Raw genomic sequence first — 14140 nt, forward strand, 5'->3', positions numbered from 1 at the left:
GACTCCACCCTGTAATACTTTTGTACGCACTTTACTTTCCGAAGGGAATTTCCGGCGCTTACCGCCATAGTTGGCTGCTGATCTCCGTCGCCCTGGCGGATGTTCGCTTGTCATCGGACGGGCGAGGGAACTCGGGTACGGTCCGCCGAGCTGTGCTGAACGCTATGTTCGGGAATGGCTAAATTCTCAGGTGGCCGGCGGATACGTCCTCTACCACGCGGTGAGCGGCACCTACGAACTCACGCCGGAGCAGGTGCTTGTCCTTGCCGACGAGGACAGTCCTCTCTTCATCCCCAACGCCTGGGCTGTCCCGGCGTCGATGTGGGCGGACGAGGACAAAGCGGTGGAGGCTTTCCGCACCGGCAATGGCGTAGCTTGGGGCGATCACGACGGGCGACTTTATTGCGGGGTCGCCGGCTTCTACCGCAATGCCTACAAGGCAAGCCTCGTCTCGGAATGGCTGCCGGCCCTCGAGGGCGTGGGCGAAAGGCTCAAGGCTGGCGCACTCGTGGCGGATATCGGATGCGGGCACGGGCATTCAACGGTGCTCATGGCCAAAGCTTTCCCGGCTTCGTTGTTCCGGGGCTTCGACGCGCATCGCCAATCCGTGGATGAGGCTTGCGAGGTTGCTGCCGAGGCAGGCGTTTCGGAACGGGTCACCTTCGCGGAAGCTGCGGCGGACAGTTATCCCGGGTCTGGCTACGATCTGATCTGCTTCTTCGATTGTCTGCACGATATGGGTGATCCGGTCGCTGCCGCGACGTACGCAGCCAAGGCGATCGCGCCGAACGGCGCGGTGATGCTCGTCGAGCCTTTCGCCAATGATCGGGTCGAAGACAATATTTCGCCTGTGGCCAGGATGTACTACGCGGCCTCGACCACGATCTGCTGCGCCCACGCGATTTCCGATGGCGGTCGAATGGTGCTTGGGGCGCAGGCCGGCGAAAGCAGGCTCGCCGGGGTGTTCCGCAAAGCCGGATTCACCCGTTTTCGGCGCGCGATGGAAACGCCGTTCAACCTGATCCTCGAAGCACGGCTCTAAACTTTCGGCAGCCGTCTCTTGCGCTTCGAACGGCAGCAATTAAAGGGGAGTGAGCGCCGCGCAGCTTCGCTCCCTTCCTTAACAGTGTGGAGCAGCAATATGAAAAGTACGGCAGCGACATCAGTTGCGGCATTGCCGTTTCGAGGGACGGAGCGGGTTTTGGTAGCAGCTTTGCGAGCCGGTGTGAGAAACCTTCTCAACCACAGAAGGCGTTTGGCCACTACCCGCGCCCTTTTGGCCGCGGATCAGCACATGCTGAAAGACATCGGCGTTAGCAGGTTTGAGATTGCGTTGGCAGACTGTGGTCTGCAGTCGGTCATTTGCCGCAACCAGCCGGGGCGTGCTCAAGGTTGCGTCACGAAAGAGGCGTCAACGGCATCGTGAGGCAAACGCGAGCACTATGCATGAGTCCGTATCGTGGAACGCCCGTTCAAGGTCCCATATGGCGCCTAAGCCCCTAAGCTGCTCTGGCCCAGCCACACCGGCACGCTGTCGCCGGCCCGAGTCGGTGTGAATGCGGCATGAGACAGTTGCGGCGGCTCTAGAATTTGTCATGCATGTGCATTGCATTGGCGATGAAGGAGATTGCACATGGCTTCAAATGCACTTGTTCAGACTCGGATCGATGCCGAGGTCAAAGAGCGCGCCACGGCGGTTTTAGAGAACATGGGTCTGACGGTCTCGGACGCTGTCCGAATCCTGTTAACTCGGACGGCGAATGAGGGCGCCGTGCCGCTGGAACTCTTCAGCCACAGCGAGGCGCACGACGCTTGGTTCCGCGCCCATGTGTTGTGGGCACTCGAGGATACCCGACCCGACGTCGATGATGCCGACGCCGATGCACACTTTCGAGAGCGCCGGGCGACAGCTTTGGGCAAGGCTGCGGCGGGTGATCAATGAGGCTCGTCTGGGCGCGGTGTGCCGACGACTAGCGGACAAGAACGATCAGCGGCGTGCCTGTCGTTCGCGAAACCCGCCTGTTTTTGAGAGTGCAACGGCATCGTGAGCGAGTCGCATGCGATAACACCAAGCCTCACAATGGCGCAACCGACGGCGCCGTCGGGCCTCTCGCCACCACGCGAGCGAATTTCTGATCCTCTTCAATCCAATCATTGCCCGGTTGGGCTAGGGTTCCCGTACCGGAGGCGAAAGTTGGATCGTGGAGCTGACCACTTCGGATTCCAGGTGCGAGGATCTCGGTAAAGCCAAATTATACGGTTGGAGGACCGCAGCCTGTGCTGATGCGTGCCGCCTGATCCAGTCAAGTGGGAACAAAGCGCCGAGCCGCTCGTTCGAGCGTCTGCGGGGCGCCGTCGCGCCTCCAAACCGGGAGAGAGACCCCCATGGGCAGTGCAAAGGACAAAATGGCCGGCAAGGCCAATGAGCTCGCTGGCAAGGCCAAGAAGGCCGCAGGCGATGCAACCGACAACAACTCGCTCCGCGCCAAAGGCGCAGCGCAAGAGGCAAAGGGCGGTGCCCAGAAAGCCAAGGGAAAGCTAAAGGACGCAGTTAAAGGCGCTGTCGACAAGACTTAAAGCATTGAAGCTGCGGTTGGTGCGAACCTGTTCTAGCGCCTGCCGGACCGCTTCGGGTGAAGAATGAAGGTCCACGGCCGGTGCGTATATGCGGCAGGAGGCCGGAACCCTACGTGTAGCGCCGCTCCGAACGGAGGTGAACATGGCAGAACAGCGGCGACCGTCGGCGGCTGGAATGTCGGCGTATCCAAATACTCCGAAGAGGAGGCGATTTCACTGGCAATCTTTCTGGCCGGACCTGACGTGCAGAAGCAGCGCGCCATGGCGGCCTCAAGCCAGTGGACAATCGTAAAGCTCTACGAAGGTCCGGACCTAGCCGCGGTTCAACCGACATCCCTGCAATTAAGTTCGATACAGACCCGTTGTCTTACCTAATGTGCCAGAGGCGTCGCTGCAGATTAGAAAATCGCACCCTTTCAATCAGGCGGCTTGAAGAGCGGCTCCAGCGCCATGTTCTCACAGGCGCCACCATACGATAATCGCACAGCGCCGGACGGCGGTTTCACCTTCCGGATGGGTCGCTTCGTCGCTGAATCGGTTTGCCACCATGCAGTCGCAGGAGCGAGTTTGAGCGCGCCGACGGGCGCCGCACAATCGCCTCCATCTCGGCTTTCCCGATTTGCGTTCGGGGGTAGTGTCATCCAGCTAAGCAAGGAGGTCGATATGCGAGCGGATAGACTTGCCGAAGTCGTGAAACGAGTGGCTGAAGCAGAATGCCGCGGCGCCGCCGACTGACCGCGAGATGCGGCGCCCAAGGCAAATGGCAACGACTTGTTAGATCGTCTTGCTGGTGGAGCTGGTGAGCCGAAACAGTTCTAGTTTCTCGGCGAGTTCGCTTTCCGATACCGGTTTGCCTATCGTTGCGAGCGCTGTCTCGGGATACTCAGCGGCGATCGCTTCCTGTCCGGTGACGAAGATGCTTGGAATGCCGCGCTGGCGAAGCCACTTTGCGGCAGCCGGGCCGGTGCGCCCGTCGGCCAGATCGATATCTACCAGCACCCCGTCGACCTCGATCGTCTCTATCCTGCCAACCAGGTCGGCGAAGCTGCTGGCGGAGCCTGCAAAGACATACCCCAGATCCTCGATCATCGCCTCAATGTGAAAGACGATCAGCGGGTTGTCTTCGAGATAGAATATCCGCAACGGCGACACGGAAGGGGCCATACCCTAATCTCCTATACCTCCGGCTGAGTCGGTGAAACGCGCGAAAGCGGGCCCGATACGATGCAACGCAATCCCTGCGGATGAAACAGGATGACCGGCGGGGTGCCAAACTGACTAGACAACGCCGAGCGGATGTACCGCGTTCCATATCCACTCCTCGACGGCTCCGACACTGGCGGACCTCCACTCTCGACCCATTCAAGGCTCAGCAGATCGGCCTCTTGCAAAATTGACCATTGCAAGCTGACCCGACCTTCTGGTGTCGAGAGCGCACCATACTTGAGCGCATTGGTCGCCAACTCGTGGAGGCAAAGCGCAACCGTGGTCGCTGCATCCGGACGCAGCAGGACCGTTGGACCTGTGAAGACGAGGCGATCCGTGCCTCTTACCCGGTAAGGACTGAAGGTCAGTTCAACAACGCTGGAGAATTCGACCGCTTCGCCGTCCGCCTGAAAGACCGCCGAATGTACGTTGGCAAGCGCCGCGAGCCGGCCCGCGAAATCATCGGCGAACTCATCGAGTGAAACAGCGCGTCGCCGGGTCATCTGGAAGATGGAGGAAACGCTGGCCAAGATGTTCTTTACTCGATGGTTGAGCTCGCGTCGCAGTTCGATCTCGCGCTCGATGCGATCGCGTATGTCGCGTTGACGCAGACGCGCCAGCAGAATCGACTGGATACCGCTTAGCAATTCCAGCGTGGTGACAGGACGCTGGTAATAGAGCTGGCGTGAGCGGGGCCAGGCTGCCGACAGCTCAGCGCGGACGCGGGCCTGAGGCACTGCGCGGTCCAGTAGGATAACCAGGGGCATCTCGGACCATTCAGGCTGGTCGATCAGATGGCGGCGGATAACCTCCAGTACCTTCGGATTGAGCGCCTCGTGGGTCGCGACAAGAACGCCTGGGCCTTGCTCCAACAGCGCCGTCAGCTCTTCCACGCCCTCCGCGCGCCGGACGGGCAAGCCATTTTGGGCCAAGAGCGCTTCCAGATGCTCGGCGTCGCGCCGATACGGCGCCATCGTCAACACCCAGTCGAGAGGGCTGTCGGTCGCGTCCACGAGCGATCACACCTCCGGGAGCGGGTTATACGCGATCACCGAGACGCCCGAGCTTTGAATGAACAATTCGCGTACATCGAGATCGTGCGGGCCATGCCGCTTCTTCACGACCGTGATGCTGCGCCGGAGCCTTCCCTCGTGTTCCGCAATTCGCAGCAGAAGCACGGTGTCACCCAGAAAGCTCACATCGACGTCGATGCCTACGCCCTGGCCGAGCAGACCGTGTTGCGCGACGATGAGAACGGTGAGCACGCCGGCCCGGGCGAGATATTTGAGGAGCGACTGTATGTCGCGAACCGCCTTCTCACGATGTGGCAGCGAGTTCAAATATCCAGTGAAGCTGTCGATTACGACGACCTTCACCTTTTCACTGTTCACCGCCTGCTGGACGATCTGGCCGAACTCTCCCGGCGAGATCTCGTTGGGATTGAAGTCGCGGAGGATCAGCTGGCCATCCTCATGGAACTGACGCAGAGCCATTCCCAGCCCCTCGGAGCGCCGGAAGAATGTCTCGATTCGTTCCTCGAACAGGAAGAGCCCAACACTTTCACCGCGCTTGAGGGCTGCAGTCGCATAGAGCGACGCCATCGTCGATTTGCCAGTGCCCGCCTGGCCTATGACGAGCGTTGTCGTTCCCGATTCCTGCCCGCCGCCGAACATTTCGTCCAGAGTATCGACACCCGACTTGATCAGCTGCGGCTTGACGGTTCTCGACGCCGCACCCGGTACGATTCGCGGGAACACGACGACGCCATCGCCCTCGCGGATCGCCATGTCGTGATAGCCATCGGCGACGGGAACGCCACGCATCTTGCTCACCTCAATGCGGCGGCGAACGCCCCCATATTCTTCGAGTGATTTGTCCAGGCGAATGACCCCGTGGGCGATGCCGTCGACCTCTTCGCCCGTTCGATCCGTCTCGTAGGTTTGCGTGTCGAGCAACAGTGCGACGATGTTGCGCTGGGCGAGGAACGCTTTGAAGGCGATCAGCTCGCGTCGGAAGCGGGGTGAATCGCCGGTAATCAGCCGGATTTCCAACAGGGAATCATAAACCAATCGGCTCGGCTTATGCTCTTCGATTGCGCTTTCGATGGTCTTTCTCGTCTCGTCCAGACGGAGTTCAGTCGTCTGGAAGATGGTCTGGTCGGCGGCCCGGTTTATCGAATCTGAAGCGGAAAGTTCCTCCACGCGGATTCCATCGAGGGTCCAGCCGTGCGACAGCGCGATCGCCTCCAACTCGGCTCTGGTCTGAGACAGGCTGACATAAATGCAGGGCTCGCCCAGCGCGACACCAGCGCGGAGGAATTGCAGCGCCGCGGTCGTCTTGCCCGACCCCGGTGCGCCCTGGACGATGTAGAGATTTGATGCTGGCAAGCCGCCGCGGAGGATTTCGTCTAGCCCGGAGATACCAGAGCTCACCACTGTCTGCTTCTTGCGCTCTGCCACGTTCACCTCTCGATGATGTTCAACATTGAAGACGAGAATGGAAGTTAGGGCGTCCAGGTATGATTTCGAGTTCTAAACAGAGCAGAAAGACGGCGAGCCGCTAAAGCCTGCGGGTCGCGCAGTGCTAACCCGCTTCACCCTCTATCCTACGAACAGCATAAGAGCAGCGGCTCCGTCTTCGTGACGGCCGAGAGCCGTCTCCAAGGCAAGCAAGCGGTTCACGGCATTCGCTGAAATGTTAGGGATCGATAGGGGCGGAATGTTGATCAACCCACGCTGAACCGGCTTATCGGCCAAGAGCCGGATCCTGCGACCCGCTTCGCTTGACCACTGCCGTCATGCACGGTGGCGGTCCCCATCCGTAAAGAGTAAAATGCAAACGGGGAGGGCCCTCCATGCGCCATCTTTTCGCCGCTGCTGCACTTGCATTCGCGCTTGCATCCCAGAGTGAGGCGGAAGTCCTGATCGGCGTCGCTGGCCCGATGAGCGGTAAGCTCGCCTGGACCGGCACCCAGCTTAGGCGCGGTGCGGAGATGGCCGTTGCCAATATCAATGCCGCAGGCGGTGTGCTCGGCCAGCAGGTTCGGCTCATCGTGGCCGACGACTTCTGCGATCCTCGGCAGGCGCTTGCGGCCGCCGAGAAGCTGGTCGCAGACGGTGCAGTCTTCGTCATCGGGCATTACTGCTCCGGAGCCTCCATCCCTGCATCGAAGATCTATGCGGCCGCTGGCGTTCTGCAGATTTCGCCGTCCTCGACCAATCCGATGTTGACTGAGCAAGGGCACGCCAATGTCTTCCGCGTCTGCAGTCGCGACGATGCCCAGGGCCACAAGGCCGGCAACTATCTGGCCGACCACTGGGGCGACAGCAAGATTGCGATCCTTCACGACAACACGACCTATGGGAAGGGACTTGCCGACGAGACGAAGAAGCAACTCAACAAGCGGGGCGTGACCGAAGCGGTTTATCAAAGCTACACGCCCGGAAAGGACGATTACTCGGTTGAGGTCGCCGCGTTGCAGACGGCACATATCGCGGTGCTTTATCTTGGGGGTTATCATACGGAAGCAGCCCTTATGGTCCGCGCCGCGCGCGACCGCGCCTACCCGGTCCAGCTTATCTCGGGCGACGACACCGCGACCGAGGCATTTGGCCTTATTGCCGGCCCTGCCGCCGAGGGGACGCTCTTCACCTTTGTCGCCGACCCGCGTCGAAATGCTGAGGCCGCGGAAGTCGTCGAGCGCTTCCGAGCCGAAAACTTCGAGCCGGATTCCTGGACGCTCCACAGCTACGGCGCTGCCGAGATCTGGGCTCAAGCGGTCACGAAGGCGAACTCGCTTGACCTTCAGGCGGTGATAGCGGCGCTGCGCGAAGACCAATTCGATACGGTGCTGGGCCGGATCGACTTTGATAAGAAGGGCGATCTCACAGTCCAAAGCTGGGTATGGTATGTTTGGAAAAGTGGCGAGTACGTGCCTGTTGAGTAACCCGCAGGTTTGCCTAATTGGAGCCGATCAAAGGGTAAAAAACATATACGGCGAGCTCGGTGCGTCCGAAGACACGACGGCGCTGTAGGCGCTGATCGCAGCAGCTCGCCTTATGAGAAGAGTTCCGTGCGGACCATGTTGGCCACCTTCAATCGGAAGCTAGGGGGTGCCGCGATGTTTGACCGTTTCGGCGTTCGTGGCAGATTGTTGTTCGCTTTCTTCGGCATCAGCGCCTTTGCGGTGCTTGCGACCGTAGGCGCCTTGTATGCCTTTCTTGAGCTCAGTCAGGTGCTAGAACGAGTAACGGAGCGCCGGGCCCCGTCCGCGCTCGCGTCCCTCGAACTCTCCCGCCATGCTGAACGTGTAGCCGCTACCGCGCCGGCTTTCCTTGCTTCGACCAGTAGAGCGCGGCACAGCGAGGTCTCGGCCGCGATAGGCAGCGAGATGGCGCGACTCGAAGAGCTACTAGCGGCTCTAAAGGGAGCGACACTGAGCTCGGGGGTGGTCAGCGAGATCGAAGACGCGGCGGTCGGGCTCAGGCGCAACTTGCATGCTCTCGACGACCTCGTCACCGTCCGCCTTGCTGCCGTCGCACGCAAGGAGGAACTTCTGCGTCGCCTGTCGGCAACGACAAATGCTAGCCAGCGCCTCGTCGCGCCCGGTATTCTCGTTATGAATTCCAAAGTGCCGCGATGGCGGGCAGCCACAGCCGATGCGGTGACGACGCCAGAGGCAGAGGCCGCGGCCACAAGAGACCTGGCGCGAGCGATCGCCGCCTACATCCCACAGCAGACCGCGCAGCGGGAGATCGCGGCAATCAATGACACGCTTCTGCAGGCCGCTGTCGCGCCGACGCCAGGCGACCTGTCGCTGATTTCATTCCCCCTGCGGCGCTCGATCGAGACGCTCGAGTCGCTGACCCCCCGAATTCGATGAGCAATTGCGCAAGCGTTTTCAGCAGCTCGTAGACCAGTTCGAGGCGCTGATCGACGGCCAGAGAAGCATCCCGAACGCGCGTAACGAAGAGCTCGCGGTTGTGGCCGAGGGCGAGAAGTTAGTGGTGGAGAACGATGAGCTGTCGCGGAAGCTCACTCTGGCCGTGGACCGCCTGGTGGCGGCGGCCAAAGGCGACATCGCCGAGGCGGGCTCGGAAGCCGCAACGGTTCGGCGCTATGGTACTGGGGTCGTGCTTGGCTCCGCCCTTCTGAGCCTCTTGAGTTCGGCCCTGATCGTCTGGCTCTATGTCGACCGCAATCTTCTTGCACGCCTTACTGGCCTAAGCCATAGCATGCTTGCCATCGCCGCCGGCGACCTTCGGGTGCCGTTACCGCAGACCCGTGGCGACGAGATCGGCCGTATGGCCAAGGCTCTTCGCGTATTCCGCGATACGGCGATCGAGGTCGAGGAGAAGAACCTGCGCACTGTGGCTGAAGCCCGCCAGCGCCTTATCGACGCGATTGAAAGCATATCGGAGGGCTTCGCCTTTTATGACAGCGAAGATCGGCTTCTCGTCTGCAACAGTCGATATCGCGACATTCTTTACCCGGGGATGGATGACACAGTCGTTTCCGGAAACCATTTCGAGGCGATCATCCGCGCGGCAGCGGAGCGTGGCTTGATAGAGGATGCGATCGGGCGGGAGCAAGAATGGCTCGCCGAGCGCCTCGAAGCACATCGCAATCCGACCGGAACACTCCTTCAGCAGCGCGGCCCAGATCGCTGGATCCAGATCAGCGAACGCCGGATTTCGGGCGGCGGCACTGTCGCGGTCTATTCCGACATCACGGAGCTCAAGCGCCGTGAGCAGGATCTCTCCGAAAAATCAGTTGCCTTCGAGGCGCTCTCCGCCAAGCTTGCCAAATACCTCGCGCCGCAGGTCTATAACTCGATCTTCAGCGGCAAACAGGACGTTAGGATCGAAAGCCGGAGGAAGAAGCTGACGATCTGTTTCTCCGACATTGCGGCATTCACGGAAACAACCGACAAGATGGAGTCCGAGGAACTGACCCAACTCCTCAATCAGTATCTGACGGAAATGTCGAAGATTGCTCTGTCCTTCGGGGCTACGATCGATACGTACGTAGGCGACGCCATATTGATGTTCTTCGGCGACCCCGAAACACGCGGCATTAGGGAGGACGCGATCGCCTGTGTCTCGATGGCACTCGCCATGCAGGAGCGGATGGGCGAACTCGGCGAAACCTGGCGCAGCGTCGGCATAGAGATGCCACTGCGCTGCCGGATCGGCATTCATACTGACTACTGCACGGTCGGCAATTTCGGCAGCGAGGACCGGATGGACTATACGATCATCGGCGGCGCCGTAAACCTCGCCGCCCGACTTGAAGAGGAGGCCGCCCCCGGCTCAGTGCTCATCTCCTACGAGACCTTCGCGCAGGTAAAGGACCTGATCCACTGTGAGGAGACGGGACGTGTCCAGATCAGGGGAATAGCCTATCCGGTCGCGACTTATCGCGTCGTCGACTTCAAGGCCAATCTGACCAAGAGCTGCAATGCCATTCGAACCGAGCTGCCCCATCTAAGGCTCGAGGCGGAGCCGGAACTCATGTCGACCGGCGAGCGCGAAGTGGCGATAACCGCCCTTCGCGAAACACTCGACCGACTCCGTCGTTAGACATAGTTGCCAGCGCAGAACGAACCAGATTCTCGCTAATCGCGTGCTTGTTCACAGGACCAAAGGTACCTCCACCGGCGCTGGTGCGGAAGATTTAAGTGGCCCATGGTTCGGACCCGGTCAAGGCGAGGGATAAGCTCGGCCCTAACCGCGAACGAAGCCGTCGGCGAGCTGGAGAGCCGACGTCTGGCGGCTGCGCGGCTCAGGTTTGGTTGCGCCGACAAGCGCACCTTCGATGGCTCCATCGAAGCACGCGGTGCGGCTGGAACAGTCCGATCGGGCCCGGAAGGAAGCCTTCGCCACCCAAAACTGACCCAAACCGCCGCGTGCTGTTGATCGTTGCAGGGCAGGGGACGACACAACTAAGATACCGCAAGCTGTAGAAGATGGCCGCTGGTGAGAGCCTTTACCGAGATCGAGTTCCGTTCGGAATAATCACTCTGCAGCTTCGACGAAGCGGTGGCGTTCGTAGAGGAACTTCAGCACCGACTCGCGACATGTCAGGTAAGTTCGATCGGAGGCGAGCTCAATGCGACGACGCGGACGCGCGAGCGGCACGTCGAGGATTTCACCGACTCGTGCAGAGGGTCCATTGGTCATCATGACGATGCGGTCCGAAAGCAGGACCGCTTCGTCGACGTCATGCGTGATCATCAGCACCGTATTGCCGAGCGTCGCGTGAATCTGCATGACCTGGTCCTGCAGATGCGCGCGGGTCAGGGCGTCGAGCGCCCCGAAGGGCTCGTCGAGAAGCAGCACCTTCGGTTCCATGGCAAGCGCCCGGGCGATGCCGACGCGCTGCTTCATGCCGCCGGAGACCTCTGAGGGGTGCTTCTCGGCGGCATGCGCCATCTGCACTAGCTCGAGGTTGCGCATCGTCCATTCATGGCGTTCCTGCTTGTTGCGGGTTCTCGAAAACACCTTGTCGACGGCCAGCCGGACGTTTTCGTAGACCGTGAGCCACGGCAGCAGCGAGTGGTTCTGGAAGACGACGGCGCGGTCCGGTCCAGGTTCGTCGACGACCTTGCCGTCGAGGAGGACGACGCCGGTCGTCGCCTGTGTCAGCCCACCGACGATGTTAAGCAGGGTCGACTTGCCGCAGCCAGAATGGCCGATGATCGAGATGAATTCACCCTTGTCGACTGTAAGTGAGACCTGTTTGAGAACCTCGGTGCGTGTTCCGCCGCGTTCGAAGCTCTTGTCCAGCAGTTCAAGTGAAAGATAGCTCTTGGTCATCGGGCTTCCCTCTCTAAGCGTTTGCAGTGCCGCGGGTGACGGCGCGGCCGACGAGTGCGATGAGGCGGTCGAGGAGAAAGCCGACAATGCCGACATAGATGAGCGCCACGATGATGTCGCTGATCAGCGACGAGTTCCACGCATCCCAGATGAAGAAGCCGATGCCGACGCCGCCGATCAGCATCTCGGCCGCCACGATCGCCAGCCAGGAGAGACCGATGCCGATCCTAAGACCGGTGAAGATGTAGGGGGCAGCGGCCGGCAGCATGATCTTGCCGAAATATTCGAAGCCGTTCAGTCGCAGCACCTTGGCGACGTTTTGGTAATCCTGCGGAATGTTGCGGATGCCGACCGCGGTGTTGATGATGATCGGCCAGATCGCCGTGATGAAGATGACGAAGATTGCCGAAGGGGTGCCATCCTGGAAGGCGGCGAGTGAAAGCGGCAGCCAGGCGAGCGGCGGCACGGTGCGAAGCACCTGGAAGATCGGATCGAGGCCGCGCATCGCGAGCGCGCTCTGGCCGACGAGCGTCCCAAGCGCGACGCCGACCGCCGCAGCCATCGCGTAGCCCAGCGCGACGCGCTGCAGGCTGGCGAAGACGTGCCAGAACAGACCCTGATCAACACCCTGACCGATGTAGAAGGGATGTGCAATCAGCTCCCAGCTCTCCTCGAGGACGCGCGACGGGGCCGGAAGGCTCGATTCAGGCGACGAGCAGATGAGCTGCCAGGCAAGGGTGAAGAACGTCAGTGTGACGAGCAGCGGCAAGAGGTTGGTGACCGTCTGGGTGACAAAGCGCGACAGACGGCCATCGATGCCGCGGCTCGCCGTCTGCCCGAGAGCGATGACCTGAGCGGAGGTCTGCGGAGTCGCCTGGGGTTTGAGCTTGAGATTGGTGACGGACATGCCGTTCTCCTAGGGGGGTTAATCGAAGGCGGCCGGGAGGGGACCCGGCTGCCGATGCGGCATCAGGCGATGCGGCTGATTGCCAGGCTCTTCAGGTACGTTTCGGGATTTGCGGGATCGAAGACCTTGCCGTCGAAGAAGGTCTCCGGCCCGCGCGAAGTGGAGGCGGGGATGTCGGAGATGCCGAGGTCCTTTGCCGCTTCGCGCCAGATGTCCTCACGGTTGACCTTGGCGATCAGCCCCTTGATGTCCGTATCCGATGCAAGCTTGCCCCAGCGGATATTCTCGGTGAGGAACCAGGCGTCATGGCTCTGGAACGGGTAGGACGCGTGTTCGCGCCAGAATTTCATGAAGTGGGGGCTGTTCTCCACGATCTTGCCGTTGCCGTAGTCGTATTCACCTTTCAGCCGATCGACGATGTCCTTTGGCGGCACGTTGAACCAGCTGCGCTTGCCGACGATCTTGGCGAGTTCGTCCTTGTTCGCCATATCGTCGCACCACTGCGCGGCTTCCTCGATGGCCATGACCAGCGCCTTGACGGCGCGCGGGTTCTTCTCGACCCAGTCGGCGCGCATGGCGAAGGACTTCTCCGGATGCTCGGCCCAGATCTCGGCGGTGTTGACAGCGGTGTAGCCGATCTTCTGGTTGACGAGTTGCTCGTTCCAGGGTTCGCCGACGCAGAAACAGTCCATGGTGCCGACCTTCATGTTGGCGACCATCTGCGGCGGCGGGACGACGATGGTCTCGACATCCTTGTCCGGGTCGATGCCGGCGGCGGCGAGCCAATAGCGGATCCAGAGGTCGTGTGTACCGCCCGGGAAGGTCATGGCGACCTTGGCGGCCTCGCCACCGGCCTTCTTCTTGGCGAAGGCATCTTTCAGCACCGAGGCGTCGATGCCGACCTTCAGATCGGCATAGGCTGCACCGACCGAGATCGCCTGCGCGTCGAGATTGAGGCGGGCGAGGATCGCCATCGGCAGTGGCTGGTTGTTCTGCGTCACCTTGCCAGTCGAGATGAGATAGGGCATCGGAGTCAGGATATGGGCGCCGTCGATACCGGCGCCGGCCGAGCCGAGCACCAGATTGTCGCGGGTCGTGCCCCAGGAGGCCTGCTTCACCACCTCGACCTCGGTCATGCCGTACTTGTCGAACAAACCCTTCTCTTTGGCGATGATCAGCGGGGCTGAATCGGTCAGCGCGATGAAGCCGAGGGTGGCCTTCGCGGTCTCGGGACCGGCGCCCTGGGCGAAGGCCCCGGAGGGCAAAAGCGTTCTCGCTGCGCCGACCATGGCGGCCGTCGCGGTGGTCTTCAGCACGCTGCGGCGGGTCAGGCCGCCGAACAAAGCCTTGGTCATGCGCACGTTCCCTCAATGTGGTGGCCGGTCGAAAGCCGACAAAAAAACGCCGCTTGGGCATTGCGCTCCTGGGTTGGGAAGGAAACCCATGGAGGCAAGGACCTTGCGACGTCGGTGTCTTTGGCAGGCGCTATCGGCGCCTGAGCTCGCCTCAATCGCCGTTGATCAAAGCAATGATAAAAAAGCAAGGCCCATGCCAGTTTTGGGCGGTCACGATATCCCTTTGAATCTAATAAGTAATGGGTGGTTCAGGCGCCTGCTCAAAAAAGCAACATTAG

Annotated in this window: 9 protein-coding genes and 2 pseudogenes; 5 read left to right on the forward strand and 6 right to left on the reverse strand. The window is 61.0% G+C overall.

The features are described 5' to 3' along the window. Positions 1 to 148 precede the first annotated feature (148 nt). The 3 genes and pseudogenes from M1D43_RS26900 to M1D43_RS26910 all read left to right on the forward strand — a co-directional run. Positions 149 to 1042, forward strand: a pseudogene (locus M1D43_RS26900) (class I SAM-dependent methyltransferase); the annotation flags it as partial. Between the two features lie 591 nt (positions 1043 to 1633). Next, the gene (locus M1D43_RS26905; RefSeq protein ID WP_153443969.1) at positions 1634 to 1942 is read left to right on the forward strand and encodes a type II toxin-antitoxin system RelB/DinJ family antitoxin; all 309 of its coding nucleotides are present in this window, start codon (positions 1634 to 1636) and stop codon (positions 1940 to 1942) included. A 443-nt stretch (positions 1943 to 2385) separates the two neighbouring features. Next, positions 2386 to 2577 carry a CsbD family protein gene (locus tag M1D43_RS26910; protein WP_017276545.1) on the forward strand — a complete coding sequence of 64 codons (192 nt, stop codon included), beginning with the start codon at positions 2386 to 2388 and terminating at the stop codon, positions 2575 to 2577. 774 nt (positions 2578 to 3351) lie between these two features. Here M1D43_RS26910 and M1D43_RS26915 read toward each other — a convergent pair. Genes M1D43_RS26915 through M1D43_RS26925 form a run of 3 tightly spaced genes read right to left on the reverse strand, consistent with a single transcriptional unit; the run spans position 3352 to position 6242 of the window. Continuing rightward, positions 3352 to 3741, reverse strand: coding sequence for a response regulator (locus tag M1D43_RS26915; RefSeq protein WP_010968081.1), 390 nt, complete (start codon positions 3739 to 3741; stop codon positions 3352 to 3354). Positions 3742 to 3752: 11 nt separating this feature from the next. Continuing rightward, entirely contained in the window at positions 3753 to 4796 is a 1044-nt protein-coding gene (locus tag M1D43_RS26920) for a sensor histidine kinase (RefSeq protein WP_017276544.1), read from the reverse strand. A 6-nt stretch (positions 4797 to 4802) separates the two neighbouring features. Next, positions 4803 to 6242 (reverse strand): DUF7125 family protein, encoded by a 1440-nt coding sequence (locus M1D43_RS26925; RefSeq protein ID WP_015242552.1) that lies wholly within the window; start codon positions 6240 to 6242, stop codon positions 4803 to 4805. A 395-nt stretch (positions 6243 to 6637) separates the two neighbouring features. Here M1D43_RS26925 and M1D43_RS26930 point away from each other — a divergent pair, with 395 nt between their 5' ends. Continuing rightward, entirely contained in the window at positions 6638 to 7729 is a 1092-nt protein-coding gene (locus M1D43_RS26930) for a branched-chain amino acid ABC transporter substrate-binding protein (RefSeq protein ID WP_014531894.1), read from the forward strand. 174 nt (positions 7730 to 7903) lie between these two features. Continuing rightward, a pseudogene (locus M1D43_RS26935) lies at positions 7904 to 10364 on the forward strand (adenylate/guanylate cyclase domain-containing protein). A 435-nt stretch (positions 10365 to 10799) separates the two neighbouring features. Here the strand turns inward: M1D43_RS26935 and M1D43_RS26940 are convergent. From M1D43_RS26940 to M1D43_RS26950, 3 genes are all read right to left on the reverse strand, one after another. Then, entirely contained in the window at positions 10800 to 11600 is an 801-nt protein-coding gene (locus tag M1D43_RS26940) for an ABC transporter ATP-binding protein (RefSeq protein WP_010967299.1), read from the reverse strand. A gap of 13 nt (positions 11601 to 11613) precedes the next feature. Further along, positions 11614 to 12507, reverse strand: coding sequence for a nitrate ABC transporter permease (ntrB, locus tag M1D43_RS26945; RefSeq protein WP_014989842.1), 894 nt, complete (start codon positions 12505 to 12507; stop codon positions 11614 to 11616). Between the two features lie 62 nt (positions 12508 to 12569). Beyond that, positions 12570 to 13862 carry a CmpA/NrtA family ABC transporter substrate-binding protein gene (locus tag M1D43_RS26950; RefSeq protein WP_028010644.1) on the reverse strand — a complete coding sequence of 431 codons (1293 nt, stop codon included), beginning with the start codon at positions 13860 to 13862 and terminating at the stop codon, positions 12570 to 12572. Positions 13863 to 14140 lie beyond the last annotated feature (278 nt).

The sequence above is a fragment of the Ensifer sp. R1-3 genome (assembly GCF_056739175.1).